General features: G+C 61.3%; 13 protein-coding genes. 3 read left to right on the top strand and 10 right to left on the bottom strand.

The window, feature by feature from the left end:
- Positions 1 to 111: 111 nt before the first annotated feature.
- Entirely contained in the window at positions 112 to 1,332 is a 1,221-nt protein-coding gene (locus EOS_RS33425) for a JmjC domain-containing protein (RefSeq protein WP_075645431.1), read from the bottom strand.
- 33 nt (positions 1,333 to 1,365) lie between these two features.
- On the opposite strand from EOS_RS33425, the gene EOS_RS33430 reads away from it, so the two are divergent.
- Positions 1,366 to 1,905, top strand: a complete 540-nt coding sequence (locus EOS_RS33430; protein ID WP_031363930.1) for an FKBP-type peptidyl-prolyl cis-trans isomerase — start codon at positions 1,366 to 1,368, stop codon at positions 1,903 to 1,905.
- A 96-nt stretch (positions 1,906 to 2,001) separates the two neighbouring features.
- Here the strand turns inward: EOS_RS33430 and EOS_RS33435 are convergent, their stop codons facing one another.
- The 5 genes from EOS_RS33435 to EOS_RS33455 all read right to left on the bottom strand — a co-directional run bounded on the left by EOS_RS33435 (position 2,002) and on the right by EOS_RS33455 (position 9,101).
- Positions 2,002 to 3,384 carry a hypothetical protein gene (locus EOS_RS33435; protein WP_235443038.1) on the bottom strand — a complete coding sequence of 461 codons (1,383 nt, stop codon included), beginning with the start codon at positions 3,382 to 3,384 and terminating at the stop codon, positions 2,002 to 2,004.
- A complete protein-coding gene (gene mutS / locus EOS_RS33440; protein WP_082163602.1) occupies positions 3,371 to 6,088 on the bottom strand; it encodes a DNA mismatch repair protein MutS in 2,718 nt (905 codons plus the stop codon). The genes EOS_RS33435 and mutS overlap by 14 nt, the downstream gene beginning before the upstream one ends.
- A gap of 186 nt (positions 6,089 to 6,274) precedes the next feature.
- Positions 6,275 to 6,643 carry a DUF883 family protein gene (locus tag EOS_RS33445; RefSeq protein WP_047896496.1) on the bottom strand — a complete coding sequence of 123 codons (369 nt, stop codon included), beginning with the start codon at positions 6,641 to 6,643 and terminating at the stop codon, positions 6,275 to 6,277.
- Positions 6,644 to 6,759: 116 nt separating this feature from the next.
- Positions 6,760 to 8,058 (bottom strand): lysophospholipid transporter LplT, encoded by a 1,299-nt coding sequence (lplT, locus tag EOS_RS33450; RefSeq protein ID WP_047896528.1) that lies wholly within the window; start codon positions 8,056 to 8,058, stop codon positions 6,760 to 6,762.
- Between the two features lie 242 nt (positions 8,059 to 8,300).
- Positions 8,301 to 9,101, bottom strand: coding sequence for an inositol monophosphatase family protein (locus tag EOS_RS33455; RefSeq protein WP_047896497.1), 801 nt, complete (start codon positions 9,099 to 9,101; stop codon positions 8,301 to 8,303).
- Between the two features lie 328 nt (positions 9,102 to 9,429).
- Between EOS_RS33455 and EOS_RS33460 the strand changes: the two genes are divergently transcribed.
- On the top strand, positions 9,430 to 10,212 hold the full coding sequence (locus EOS_RS33460; protein WP_047896498.1) for an RNA methyltransferase: 783 nt from the start codon (positions 9,430 to 9,432) through the stop codon (positions 10,210 to 10,212).
- Positions 10,213 to 10,463: 251 nt separating this feature from the next.
- The gene (gene cysE / locus EOS_RS33465) at positions 10,464 to 11,252 is read left to right on the top strand and encodes a serine O-acetyltransferase (protein WP_047896499.1); all 789 of its coding nucleotides are present in this window, start codon (positions 10,464 to 10,466) and stop codon (positions 11,250 to 11,252) included.
- A 47-nt stretch (positions 11,253 to 11,299) separates the two neighbouring features.
- Here the strand turns inward: cysE and EOS_RS33470 are convergent, their stop codons facing one another.
- The 4 genes from EOS_RS33470 to EOS_RS33485 all read right to left on the bottom strand — a co-directional run bounded on the left by EOS_RS33470 (position 11,300) and on the right by EOS_RS33485 (position 14,284).
- Complete coding sequence (locus EOS_RS33470) at positions 11,300 to 12,109, bottom strand: UDP-2,3-diacylglucosamine diphosphatase (RefSeq protein WP_047896500.1); 810 nt, start codon at positions 12,107 to 12,109, stop codon at positions 11,300 to 11,302.
- On the bottom strand, positions 12,106 to 12,603 hold the full coding sequence (locus tag EOS_RS33475; protein ID WP_047896501.1) for a peptidylprolyl isomerase: 498 nt from the start codon (positions 12,601 to 12,603) through the stop codon (positions 12,106 to 12,108). Before EOS_RS33475 ends, EOS_RS33470 begins: the two co-directional genes overlap by 4 nt.
- 148 nt (positions 12,604 to 12,751) lie before the next feature.
- Positions 12,752 to 13,333 (bottom strand): peptidylprolyl isomerase, encoded by a 582-nt coding sequence (locus EOS_RS33480; protein ID WP_047896502.1) that lies wholly within the window; start codon positions 13,331 to 13,333, stop codon positions 12,752 to 12,754.
- Between the two features lie 90 nt (positions 13,334 to 13,423).
- Positions 13,424 to 14,284, bottom strand: a complete 861-nt coding sequence (locus EOS_RS33485; RefSeq protein WP_082163603.1) for a tetratricopeptide repeat protein — start codon at positions 14,282 to 14,284, stop codon at positions 13,424 to 13,426.
- Positions 14,285 to 14,350 lie beyond the last annotated feature (66 nt).

The following is a 14,350-nucleotide window of genomic DNA, read 5'->3' on the forward strand; positions in this document are numbered from 1 at the left end:
GGCTTGGGCGGAAATTATATGCACTTTCGTATCGACCGTCGATAAATGCGGGGCCAATACGTTGTCTTTCTCATACATTTCAACCCACGGAACAGCAAGACAGTCCAAACACTAGGCGTTTGCGTCGACTTGTATCCAGCCCGCACAATACCACTCGTGCAGTAGCACTGTCATTGACGAATCGCCTGAGAGTGTTACAAAGCGTTTCCCCTCCAAATACCGTTTGTCGGCGAGTTCAAGCAGCCATTTTTTGGCCTTTCCCGACAATAAATCCTGTTCGCCATTCAGAAAATAAGCGTGTTTGTCATAAAGCAGCACGGTCTTTTTATCGAGCTTCAAACCTGATTGTTTCACGCGTTCGATAAACCTGCTCTCATTCAAAGGGCGTCGCGGCGGATCGAATACGACATTCGGCTTCGGTTCGCTCAGGTACGTTCCGAGAAACGACGCGACGTCCTTCTCATTCCATGCAATGTTCGCAAGGATCGAGCCAACCCGCTCGATCAGCAGCGGTGGCAATAACGCCGGGTGGCTGACCGCCGGCTGGTCCGGATCGCGGTAGCGTTGGACACTCTTCGCGGCGGCGTCACGGGCGTCGTCCAGACGCTCTGCAAGGTGATACAGGAACTGGCCTGACAGTTCGCTTGCAGAGGGTGCCCGGAAACCGATAGAGGCGGTCATGCACTCGCCTTCAGCCACGCCTTCGTGAGCGATGTGAGGCGGCAAATAAAGCATGTCGCCCGGTTCCAGCACCCATTCCTCGTCCGCTTCGAAGTGCTGTAAAACTTTCAACGGCAGCCCCTCTTTTAGCGAGAGATCGCGTTGTGCGCCAAAGCGCCAGCGCCGCTTGCCGTGGACCTGCAGCAGGAAGACATCGTAGGAATCGAAGTGCGCGCCCACGCCGCCGCCGTCGGTGGCGTACGAAATCATGAGGTCGTCCAGGCGGGCATCGGGGATGAAACGGAAACGGTCCAGCAGCGCCCGGGCGCGGTCGTCGTGCAGGTTCGCCCCTTGCACAAGTAATGTCCAGTCACGCTTTTTTACGGATGGCAATTCATCGGGCGCAAAAGGGCCGTGCTCCATTGCCCAGGACTTGCGAAAATGCGTGATCAGGCGCGATTCGACGTCTTCGCTATCGGCGAGTTCGAACAGCTCGTCGCGCGACAATGGCGCCTGGATGCCAGGAATGGCCTGACGGATCAGCAGCGGCTTTTTCTGCCAGTACCGGCGCATGAATTGCGCAGGCGCGAGGTTGCCGAGCAGGGTTGCAGGTTCGTCGGGAAGCGGCACCGCGAAAGGACTTGAGGGAACGTTAGGGGACCGCGCTGGCATCGTATAATTGAGGCTTGTATCTTGGAGAATCCAATGAAAATCGCAAAAGACACCGTCGTATCAGTCGCCTATAAGCTGTCTGACGCTCATGGCAATCTGATCGAGGAAAGCGACGAGCCGATGGTCTATCTGCACGGCGGCTATGATGGCACGTTCCCCAAGATCGAGGAAGCACTCGACGGTCAGGAAGCCGGCTATCAGACCCAGTTGCAGCTCGAACCACAAGATGCGTTCGGCGAGTACGATCCCGATCTCGTGAAAGTCGAGGCACGCGGCCGTTTTCCGGAACCGCTCGAGGTCGGCATGCAGTTCGAAGGCACGCCCGAAGACGGTGAAGACGAACTCGATTCGCTGATCTACACGGTCACCGACGTAGCGGAAGATAAAGTCGTGCTCGACGGCAATCATCCGCTCGCGGGCATGGCGCTGCGCTTCGCGCTGAACGTGCAGGAAGTCCGCGAAGCCACCGAGGACGAGAAGGAACATCAGCACGCCCATGGCCTCGACGGGCTGGAAGTCCTCGACGAGGACGACGAAGAGCCGGGCAAGGACGCGGGTCCGACCTTGCATTGAGGTTGGTGCAGGCGTTACGCAAGCACTATGAAACAAGGCGCAGGAAGGTTGCTGCGCCTTTGTTTTATTGAGCGTGACGATGACGCGTGAACGGGTTTATTGGCCTGTGCCTGTGCCCGATGCGCCGCTCGCCGGATTCGATGGCAAAGGCAGAATTGGCGGCAGATTCGCAGGCGAGTTCGAGTTCAGTATGGGCGGCACTGAAGACGCGGCATTCGACGCGGGTGTAGCGGTGCCCGGTTGAGACGCCGGGAGTTGTTGTGTCGGTTGTGCTGGCGTTACCGGCAGCATCTGCTGGAAAAAAGATGAGGGCCCTGAAGTGTCGTCTTCAATGCCGGGGATCGACGAAGAAGGCGCCAACGAAGACGCGGGCACGGCCGGTGCCGACGCCGGTCCAGGCGTAGCCGGCCGCACGATCACGTCACGCACGCGAACCCGAAACGGCGGCCGCCATGCAATGTCGGACTCTACTTCCAGCCACTGCGATTGCGGTTTCTTCAGGCCCATCGCGATGCGTGTCAGATTGGCCACGACCGTGCCCTTGTCGTTGCGCAACGGCTGGTCGATGCGAAATCCCCGGGGAATCGGCGTATCCGACTGGTGAATCACGATCACAGGTCCGCGAAACAATTCGGCGGCTTTGACGAGACTGCGCTTGAGTTCGAGAAAACCATCGCGCGACGTTTCGCCGCGAGAAAAGCGCAGCCATGCGAAACGATCGCGACGCTCGTAACGCGCGAAGTCGGGGTCGCCCTGAAGGATCACCACCACTGCGCGCATGTCCGAGCGTCGCGCGGTTTCGACTGCGTGTTCCAGCCAGAATGCATTGGCGATGGAGCGGTCCTCGAACTCGCCGTTGCGTCCGCCCGCGCTCAGATAGTGATTGTTCGGCGCGGGCGCGTTCAAGCCAATGAACGCAACCCCGTTTGACTGCCATCGGACGTTTTCGCGGAACGGGCGAAAGCGCGCGACATCGCTTTCGCGAATGACGTTCATGGGCGTCTGGCCGAGCGAATTCGAGTCACCGAAGAACAACTGGCGGACGAAGTCCAACCGCTCGACCGGATCGTAACTGCCCGCTTGGGCGAGACCGCAAGACGCCCAGTCGTTGCCGCCGGGCAGCAGGACGACGGGTTTGCGCGAGGTATCGAAGATCTGCTCGCGCGTGTTATAGAGCGAATCCCGGCACGGCTCCGTTTCGCCTTTGAGGTTGCCATCGTAGACGATGAACGACGTGTTCCGTTCGCGTCCGATGGCGTCGAGCATCTGCTGAAGCGATGTTTCGCCGGCGGGTTTGTCGAGCACATTCGAAGCGATTGCGAATGTCAGTGACGGCGCTTCGGCTCGCGCATGCTGCCATCCGCCGAGCAGCAAGAGGGCGCCTAAACAGACAAAAGCGCAGACAAAAGCGAAACGGCCGCGCACCATGCGGCGCGCGCGCGGCCAGTCAGCGTCAGAGTCCGCCTTAACGCGACGCATCCGGAGCGTTCGACGCCAGCTCATGTAGTTCGTAGAGCAGATCGAGCGCGTCGCGTGGGCGCAATTCGTTCGGATCGATTGCACGCAGCCGGTCGAGTGCGGGATGCGGTTGCGCTTCGGCCGGTTCATCGCGCTCGTGAGCGTCAGCAATCTCAACGACCGGTGCCGCGAACAGGTCGAATTGTGGTGACGGCTGGCCGATCGACTGCTGCTCCAGATGTGCCAGATGTTTCCTTGCGGCCTTGATGACTGCCGGCGGAACGCCTGCCAGTTGTGCCACCTGCAAGCCGTAGCTCTGGTTCGCAGGGCCTTCGTTCACCGCGTGCAGGAACACGATGCCGTGATCGTGCTCGACCGCCGACAAATGCACGTTCGCGGCCTGGACGAATTCGGCCGGCAACTGCGTCAGCTCGAAATAATGCGTCGCGAACAACGTGTGGCAGCCGTTATGCGACAGCAGATGCCGGGCAATTGCCCACGCGAGCGCGAGGCCGTCGAAGGTGGACGTGCCGCGGCCGATCTCGTCCATCAGCACGAGACTCGACGGGGTTGCGTCGTTGAGAATGGCCGCCGCTTCCGTCATCTCGACCATGAACGTGGAGCGGCCGCCGGCGAGATCGTCGGCGGCGCCGATGCGCGTAAAGATCCGGTCGATCGGACCAAAACGTGCGCGTTTCGCGGGCACGTAACTGCCCACATAAGCCAGCAACGCGATCAACGCGGTCTGCCGCATGAACGTCGACTTACCGCCCATGTTCGGTCCGGTGATGAGCAACAACTTGCGCTCGGTATTCAGGCAACAGTCGTTGGCGATGAACTGCTCGACCTGCGCTTCCACTACCGGATGCCGCCCCTGCTCGATATCGATGCCTGCGTCGCCCGCGAATTCCGGTGCGATCCAGTCGAGCGCGAGCGCCCGTTCCGCGAACGCACCGAGCAGGTCGAGTTCAGCGAGAGCCGCCGCCACGCGCTGGCAATCGCCGATGTGCGGCAGCAGCGTTTGCAGCAGCGCGTCGTAGAGCATGCGCTCGCGGGCGAGCGCCCGGTCCTGCGCCGACAGGGCCTTGTCCTCGAAGGTTTTCAACTCCGGCGTGATGTAACGCTCGGCGTTTTTCAGCGTCTGGCGACGGCGGTAATCGTCGGGAACCTTGTCCGTCTGGCCGCGCGTGACCTCGATATAAAAACCATGCACCTTGTTGTACTCGACCCGCAGATTCGCGATGCCCGTTCGCGTGCGCTCACGCGTTTCCAGGTCGATCAGGAACTGGTCGCAGTTCTCGGAGATGTCGCGAAGCTCGTCGAGATCGGTGTCATAACCACGCGCGATCACGCCGCCATCACGAATCAGCGCCGCGGGTTCGGGCGCGATTGCGCGGGTCAGCAACGTGAGGCATTCGGGCGGCGGCTCGAGCGAGATATCGATACGTTCAAGCGATGCCGAGTTCATCGTCACGGCGGCGAGCCGTTCGCGCAGCTGGGGTAATGCAGCGAAGGTGTCGCGCAAGCTGGAGAGATCGCGTGGCCGCGCCGACAGCAGCGCAAGCCGCCCCGTAATCCGTTCGATGTCCGAAATCTGCCGTAACGCGGCACGCAAGCCGTCAAGACTCGCGCTTGCGGGGGCGTCGAGCAACGCGCCGATAGCACGCTGCCGGCTTTGCGCGATAGTGAAGTCGCGTGGCGGATGATGCAGCCAGTGACGCAGCAAGCGACTGCCCATGGTCGTGCAGCACGTGTCCAGCAGCGAGCACAACGTGGGCGATTCCGTACCGCGTAAGGTCTCCGTCAGTTCGAGATTGCGCCGCGTGGCCGGGTCGAGGCCTATGTACTCGGACTCGTACTCCACCTTCAGGCTGCGCACGTGCCGCAGTTGCTGGCCCTGGGTCGCGGCCGCATACAGCAGCAGCGCGCCCGCGGCCCCGCACGCGCAGGTCAGCGAATGCGCACCGAAGCCGTCGAGGCCCGCGACATCGAGTTGCTCACACAGCCGTTGCGTACCCGAATCGATGTCGAAATGCCACGCAGGCGCGCGGGTTGTCGCCCCTATATTTGGCACTTCGAACGGCGCATTGGTCGCAGAAATCGAGTCGGCAATCAGCGTTTCAGCCGGGCGAATTCGCTCGAGCGCCGCGCTCAACTGATCGGGCGCTACTTCGGCAAGACGCAACGCGCCGCTCGCCAGATTCAACCATGCCAGGCCGACGCTCGTGACCACGCCGCGACGATTGTGCGCCGGGCAGAGAGCGAGCAGGTAGACGTCGTTTTTATCGGAGAGAAGCGCTGCGTCGGTCAGCGTACCGGGTGTGACTACTCGCACGACCTTGCGCTCGACCGGTCCCTTCGATGTCGCCGGATCGCCGATCTGCTCGCAAATAGCGACCGATTCCCCGAGCTTCACCAGCTTCGCCAGGTATTGCTCGCACGAATGATGGGGGATACCGGCCATCTTGATCGGATTGCCGCCCGACGCCCCGCGTTGCGTGAGCGTCAGGTCGAGCAGGCGAGAGGCTTTGACGGCGTCGTCGAAGAACAGCTCGTAGAAGTCGCCCATTCGATAAAACACGAGCGTGCCGGGGTGCTCCTGTTTGATGCGCAGGTACTGCTGCATCATGGGGGTGTGATGCGACAGATCGACAGCGGCGCCGGGTTCCTGCGCGGCGGGGCTCAAGTCATGAGCGGTAGACGAAACGGAGATATGCGTACCCATCTTGCGTGCGTGAATTTGGGAAAGTCCTAAGGGCACGAGTGTACCGCGTCGGCTCGCCGCGGGAACGCTGGTCGAACGCCTAACGCGGGGCGGGGCGCATCAGCGAAGGCTCACCAAAGTCTCAAAAAAGCAAAACGCCGGCACGTGCCGGCGTTTTGCTCTACCTCGAACATGACGCAAGACCAATCAGGATCGTCCCGCCAGGAACCCCACCAGCAGCGCGAGCCCCGCTACCGCGCCGAGCGTGTGCCACGGCTTGTCGTGTACGAATTCGTCGGCGTAACCGGCGGCGTCGTTCAGTCGTCCGGCAATTGCCGAGGACGAACCGTCGAACTGCGCACGTGCCGTTTTCAGCTTGGTTTGCAAGTCCTTGCGCAGCTTGTCGACGTCGATGTCCTTCGCATCGCGGATCGAACTGTCCAGGTCATCGAGCAGGCTGCGCAACTGCGTGCTGGCGGTATCGACCGCGTCGCTTGCGCCCTCTACCGCACGGTGGCCCATTTTGGCAGCGCCATTGATGTTGCTATCGAGTGTGGAACGTGTGAATAGACCCATTTGCAGCTCCTTTGACGTGTCGTTTGTTTCCGAATCGCGCGCTCTCGGAAGAGCGCGCCTCGCTTGCCGGCGGAACAAAAGTTGAAGCAGATTTCATTCCCGCAATCTGATCCCGATCACTCTTCGACCAGTCCGCGCAGGTCCACCGTCTGCTCATTGCGAGCGTGGCGCCGCATGGCGAGTCCCATCAGCAGGCAGATAAGCACGCCGAACACCACAATAATCCACTCCACCGGCAGTCTCGTCGTCAGTAAAAGCGCATAAGCACCGAGCATCGACAAAACGGCGAGGTTCTGGTTGAAATTCTGTACCGCAATCGAGGCCCCGGCGGACAGCAGCGTCGCGCCGCGATGCTGCAGGATCGCGTTCATCGGCACGATGAAAAAGCCCGACAGCGCACCCAGCAAAATCATCAGCGGATACGCGCCCAGGATGTAGAGCGGCGCGAACAGCGGGCCGATCTGCACACCGGAACCCACCGGAAACAGGTCCTTGTTGTAGAACGCCATGCAGATAGCCACTGCGCCCGTCACCAGGCCCACCGGCAGCACTTTGAGCGAGCTGCGCAACGGCACCCACGCAGCCGCCGCACCCGCGCCGATCGCAATCCCCAGCCCCGTCACGCCCTGTAACACCGCCGCCTTCGACAGTGACAAACCCAGATTCGCATCGGCCCATTTGAGCACCAGCAGTTGCAGCGTGACCGCCGCGCCCCACAACAACGTAGTGACCCACAGCGCGATCTGCGCGAGCTTGTCGCCCCATAACACCTTGAATGCATGGGTGAAATCGCCTACCAGCTTCGACGGCTTCTTGAGCCGGTTCGGGTACCGCGCGCCCGTGTCCGGGATGCCGATGTTGATCACCGCGGCTGCCGCATAGACGACCATCACCGCGAACATGGCGGCGTCCGCAGCCGAGCGGATCAGCACCAGATGTGCGCCGCTGATGAAGTGCTGAACATACTGGCTGACCAGCGCGCCGCCGATCACCGTGCCGAGAATGGTCGAACCGACCGTGGCCGATTCGAGCCACGCGTTGGCCGGGATGAGCTTGTCGGCCGGCAATAGCTCGGTGAGGATGCCGTATTTGGCCGGCGAATACGCCGCGGCGCCGAGTCCGACCACGCCGTACGCGATCATCGGATGCACGCCGAGGATCATCAGCGCACAGCCGCCGGCTTTCAGCGCATTCGAGACGAACATCACGTGGCGTTTCTGGATGGAATCCGCGAACGCACCGACGAAGGGCGCGAGCAGCACGTACGACACCGTGAAGAAAATCTGCAACAGCGGCGTGACCCACGACGCGGAATGCATCACCGAAAGCATGGCGATGGCGGCGATCAGCAGCGCGTTGTCGGCGAGCGACGAAACGAACTGCGCGGCGATGATCGTATAGAAGCCTTTTTTCATTAGACGGACGGGAAGGGCGGCAAAGAGAATGAGGAATGCCGCGGACGGCGAACGGAACACTTTAGCGGAGCCGGCGGCCGCACGCACAAATGCAGGCCGAACGTTAGCCTTTCGGACGCTTTTCGATTTTCAGACACTTACACGCGAAGCGGCCGGAAGCCACCGCGACCAGGCGCATGGACCGTGTGCCCAAATAAGAAAAGCGGCCGAAGCCGCTTTTCTTACTTCGCAACCGTTACGCGTTACGCGTTTTGGCGGGTGGTTGTAAAGGGATCGAGTATCTTGATCATCTGCGCGTAGACCTTCGGATTGCCCGCGACGATCTCGCTCTTGTGCAGGAAGTCCGATTCGCCCGTGTAGTTACCGACCAGTCCGCCTGCTTCGGTGATCAGCAAGCTGCCCGCGGCCACGTCCCACGCGCTGATGCCTTGCTCGAAGAACCCGTCGAGCCGGCCTGCCGCCACGTTCGCCAGATCCAGCGCGGCCGCGCCCGGGCGGCGCAAGCCGGCGCAAGCTTCAGTCATTTGCGCGAAGAGTTTGCAATACGCGTCGATACCCTGGCCGTCGCGGAATGGGAAACCCGTGCCGATGAGCGCATCGCCGAGCCGGTCCAGTTTCGCCACGCGAATGCGCCGCTCGTTCAAGTAAGCGCCGCTGCCGCGCGAGGCGGTGAACAGGTCGTTGCGGGTGGGGTCGTAGACAACGGCTTGCGTGATGATGCCCTTGTGGGCCAGCGCGATGGAGACGCAGTAGTACTGGAAGCCGTGGATGAAGTTGGTCGTGCCGTCGAGCGGATCGATGATCCACTGGAACTCCGAGTCCTTGTCCTGAACGCCCGATTCCTCAGCGAGGATGGAGTGCTTCGGATAGGCGGTGGTCAGCGTTTCGATAATCGCTGCCTCGGAGGCCTTGTCGACTTCCGTCACGAAGTCGTTGTGCTGTTTCTTGCTGACCTGGATACGGTCCAGATCCAGCGACGCGCGGTTAATGATCTGTCCGGCGCGGCGAGCGGCCTTGACAGCGATATTGAGCATCGGATGCATGAAAATAGTCCTTTTGGCCGGTGGCTGCGCTCCACGCAAGCGCGTGAAGTCTCAGCCCCGAACGGAAAACGGCCCAAACCGGCGGGCAAAAACGACGTGTGTCGACGGCAACGAATTGAAGAAGAGCGGGGCGCGTGCTTTCTTTGAACCTGCAATAGCGGCTAAAAATAGTGGCTAAATACAGCGACTTGCAACAGTTGGCACACGCGAACGGCGTATTTTACCCGAGTCGGCCGGTGGCGCGTCATGCGTGAGCAGGTTATGTCGCCGGATAGGCCGCGCGGCGATACCATGACGTCTCTTTCAACCTTCTGGCAAGCGTTTTCCCTTGGACCTGAACCCCTCCTCAAACCCTTCAGACGATGTTTTCGCCTCGACCCGCTTCGTGCTGGTCGAGCCGAGCCATCCCGGTAACGTTGGCGCAGCCGCGCGCGCGCTCAAGACGATGGGATTTTCCCGGCTGATCGTGGTCGCGCCAAAGATCGCATTTGTCACGCGCGAGCCTGAAGCGATCGCCATGGCAAGCGGCGCCGACGACGTGCTCGCCTCGGCACAAGTCGTGGAAACGCTCGCCGATGCCCTGAACGGCGTGCATTGGTCGATCGCGCTGACGGCGCGTTCGCGGGAATACGGCCCGCCGCAGATGGCGCCGCGTGCCGCGGCGGAAAAGGCCTGCGAGTTCACGGGGCAGGGACAGGGCAGCAGTCCGGGCGCCATTGCGCTGGTGTTCGGCAACGAGCGCGTGGGGTTATCGAATGCGGACGTGGAGCGCTGCAGCGCACTCGCGCACATTCCGGCCAACCCCGCCTATAGCTCGCTGAATTTGGCGCAGGCGGTTCAGGTTCTGGCCTACGAACTGCGGCTCGCGCTGCTTGGCCGAGCGGACGCGACTCCTGTGGCGGGCCTGGTAAGCGCGTCCAGCGACGAAATAGAAGGGATGTACACGCATCTGGAACAGGCACTGGTCGCGCTCGATTTCCTCGATCCCGCCAATCCGAAGAAACTGATGTCGCGGTTGCGGCGGCTTTTTTCGCGCTCGGGGCTGGAGCACGAGGAGGTGAATATCCTGCGCGGCATTGCCAAGCATGTTCTTCTAAAGATCAAGCGCTAGGTAGGCTACAGGCAAGTCAGAACGAGAGAAATCAGCGGTTTTTCTCTCCCAGCCGCCACGATGGCGATGCCTTCTCAGTCGCCCCCGGCCATCGCCAGCACCAACCCGCTGACCGCTTTGCCAGCGGGGGCATCGCAGCGAATTTTTTCGGCTCGTCCTACAATCTGCGGAAATCGAACTATCGATTCCCGAATTCGTGCTGAACCGCGCGTTCGAGAATTGCACCCCGAGTCCCCCACTGAGCCACCGCCATGTTCAACCGACTCCGCGAAGACATCGCCGCCATCCGTGAGCGCGATCCAGCCGCCCGCAGCGCTTGGGAAGTCGTGACGTGTTATCCGGGCTTTCATGCCGTTGTCCTGCACCGGATCGCGCATGGGTGCTGGGGATCGGGCTGGCGCTGGCTCGGACGGTTTGTCTCGCAGTTCGCGCGCTTCATGACCGGCATCGAGATTCACCCCGGCGCGACGCTCGGGCGGCGTGTATTCATCGATCACGGCATGGGCGTGGTGGTCGGTGAAACGGCGGAAATTGGCGATGACTGCACGATCTATCAGGGCGTGACGCTTGGCGGCACGTCGCTCACGCGTGGCGCCAAGCGGCATCCGACGCTCGAGCGCGGCGTGATCGTTGGTGCGGGTGCGAAAGTGCTCGGCGGGTTTACGGTCGGCGCGGAAGCGAAGATCGGTTCAAACGCGGTGGTGGTGAAGCCCGTTCCAGCGGGCGGAACGGCGGTGGGCAATCCCGCGCGCGTGGTGATGCCGGCGGCCGTCAAGCCGGCGCAGAAAGAGCGTGGCGTGCCTGAGCGCTCGGCTTTTTGCGCGTACGGCATCACGCCGAACGCCGATGATCCGGTGTCGCTCGCGATCCACGGCCTGATCGATCATGCGTCGACGCAAACCCATCGCGTGGATGAGATCGTCGCGGCGCTTGAAAAGCTGGGTACCCGTATTGATGCGATCAGCGGCGTCGACAATGCCGCGTTTATCGATCTGAAGCGTCTCTCGGACGCGATGAAAGGCGAAGCCGCGCGGCGCTGAACCTGCGTTGAGCCTAGGGGCGGGTTTTCAAAACCGTCCGCTTGAGTTCACTCCAGCGGCAACGCCCGAATGCCTTCGGCGTCCACGCGCAGATATCCGCCGCGTGGCTCGCCATGATCCAGTTCCCAATCCGGCATGACCCAGCGGACGCCATCCGTTTCGCGATGACGCGCGGGTAGATGCGTATGCCCGTGGATCATCATGTGCGTGCCGGTGCTCGCAAACAACTTGGCTACCGCTTCGCGCGTCACATCATATTTCGCCTGCGCCGGACGCATTCTTCCGTCTTCGCTGGTCGATCGCATGCGTTCTGCAATCGATAATCTTACCTTCAGCGGCAAGCTCAAGAACATCTGTTGCGCCAGGCCATTGCGTGCGAACCGGCGAAAGCGCTGATAGGCGGGGTCGGCGGTGCAGAGCGAATCGCCATGCGCGATCGCGATGCGCGTACCGAACGCCGTGATAACAAATGGATCGGGTAACGGCAATGCGCCGGCGGCTCGCATGAAACGCTTGCCGAGCAGAAAATCGCGGTTGCCGTGCATCACGTACAACGCGATACCTCGTTCGGATAACGTATGCATCAGCGCTGTCATGCGCCTCGCGAACGCAGCGCGCGGCCCGGGCACCGATGCCTCCAGCACATCGTCGCCGACCCAGAATTCGAACAGGTCGCCGAGGATGAACACCGAGTCGGCGTCGTTCGCCGTCACTTCGATGAAATGCTCGAACGCCGCCACCGTATGCGGAATGGCGTCGCTCAAATGGAGATCGGAAATGAAAAACAGCGGGCGCGCTGTAGTGGTCACGCCCGCTGTTTCTGCTGAATCGATCACGCTGTGCGTCGAGTCGATCATTCCCCGGCGACGACAGCCTTTTCGATCACGACGTCATCCACCGGCACGTCCTGATGAAAGCCCTTCGAGCCCGTCTTGACCTTGCGGATCTTGTCGACGATATCGAGGCCTTCCACGACCTTACCGAATACTGCGTAGCCCCAGCCTTGCGGCGACGGCGACGAGTGGTTCAGAAACTCGTTGTCACCGACGTTGATGAAGAACTGCGCGGTGGCCGAATGCGGGTCGTTGGTACGCGCCATAGCGACGGAACCGTGTTCGTTCTTCAGGCCGTTGTTCGCTTCGTTGTCGATGGGCGCGTCCGTCGGCTTTTGCTTCATGCCGGGTTCGAAACCGCCGCCCTGGATCATGAAGCCGTCGATCACGCGATGGAACACGGTGTTGTCGTAATGACCTTTCTTCACGTAGTTCAGGAAGTTTTCGACCGACTTGGGCGCCTTCTCGGCGTTCAGTTCGATCTTGATGATGCCGTGATTCGTGTGCAGTTCGACCATGATGAGTTCCTTTCCCTTTCAAGAGTAGATGGGGCTATACGCGACGCGCACGGCGTATGCCTGCTTCATGCCTGCTCGCCACCAAGGCGAGCGGCTACGACTTGTTCCCCGACTTGCTTTCCGACTGCTTCCCGGCTTATTCGCCAGCTTACTTCGCGACCACGCTGGCCGACTGGATCACGACATTCGTTTGCGGCACATCGGCCATCGGGCCGCGCGTGGTAGTCGGGGTGCCTTCGATCTTCTTCACTACGTCCATGCCCGAGACGACCTTGCCGAACACGGCATAACCGTTGCCGTCGCCGTTGGGGTAATCGAGGCCGGTGTTATCGACGGTGTTGATGAAGAACTGCGAGGTGGCCGAATTCGGATCGCTCGTGCGCGCCATCGCGAGCGTGCCGGTCGTGTTCTTCAGCCCGTTCTTGCTTTCAAGCGGAATGGGCGCGAGCGTGGGTTTTTCGACGAAGCTGGTCGTGTAACCGCCGCCCTGAATCATGAAGCCCGGAATCACGCGATGAAAAATCGTGCCGTTGTATTGGCCGGACTTCACGTAGTCGAGAAAGTTGGCGACACTTTTCGGCGCCTTCTCAGGATACAACTCGACCTTGATGTCGCCTTGCGAAGTCTTGAGCAACACGGTCGGGTGAGCCGCGGTCTGCGACGACTGGGCAAAGGCGGGCGCCTGGGCGATAAGTGCAGCGCTGCCGAGCGCCAACAACAAACTTTTCATGAGCAATCGATCCTCTGGTTGGAGCAGCTACGTGTGAAGACTCGCCGAACGTTCAAACATCAAACTGTTTGAACGTTCGATCCTGCCGGGTCACGGATTCGTCGGCGCGAAGTAAGGTGTGGTCGAGAGCGGCACGCTCGGTCCGGAGAACGGCGAGTAGAGCGGCGACGACATGTCCGTCGTGTCCGACGTGGTCCCCGAGCTCGTGCCTGAGCTCTGCGTCGACCAGTCATTAGAGGTTGCACTCGACGAAGATGCGGCCACAGCCGCCGAAGCGGCCGATACATGCGAAGCACCCGACGCAGCCGCGGCCGCTGCTGCTGCCGCTTCCGGACGACGTCGCGGCGGCGGCGACACGATCTTCTGGATATCGCCCACGCGTTGCGCCGTCAACGGACTCTTCGATCCGAGCGACTGAGCCCGCTTATACGATTCGCTTGCAAGCCGCAGATACAAATCGCCGAGATTTTCGAACGCCAGCGCGTAACTCGGATTCGCCTTCGTCGCCGTTTCGAGTGCTACGCGTGCTTCGTCGTAGCGGCCTTTCTTGGCGTAGAGCGCAGCGAGATTGTTATACGGTTCGGGCAGTTCCGGGTAAGCCTGGGTGAGCTCGGTGAACGCGGCAATGGCTTCGTCGTCCCGGTTCAAACGCGCGAGTACGGTCGCACGCTTGAACTTGGCCTGCACGTCGCGCGGGTTCGTCTTGAGGCGTGCATCGAGTTGCGCCAGCGCGTTCGGCCACTCCTTCTGCGCGATGGCCTGGTCGATGGCGGGTGTGTCGTCCGCGGTGGCGGTGGAGACTTGTGCCGTCGCCGGCGTAACCGGCAAAAAGCTTGCGCCAAGTCCGAATGTGACGGTTGCAAGGGCGGTCGCCGCGAGCTTGGCAACGCTAGATGCGCGGCCGCTGGAAGGTTTCATAGGCTCTAGTCTGGATGTTATACTCCGGCCCATTCTAACAAAACGTCTGCAACGTTCCGCTGAACGTCCAGACAGTCTTTACGCCACTCGCGGCCGCCT

Source organism: Caballeronia mineralivorans PML1(12) (genome assembly GCF_001028175.1).
GTDB classification, from domain to species: Bacteria; Pseudomonadota; Gammaproteobacteria; order Burkholderiales; family Burkholderiaceae; genus Caballeronia; species Caballeronia mineralivorans.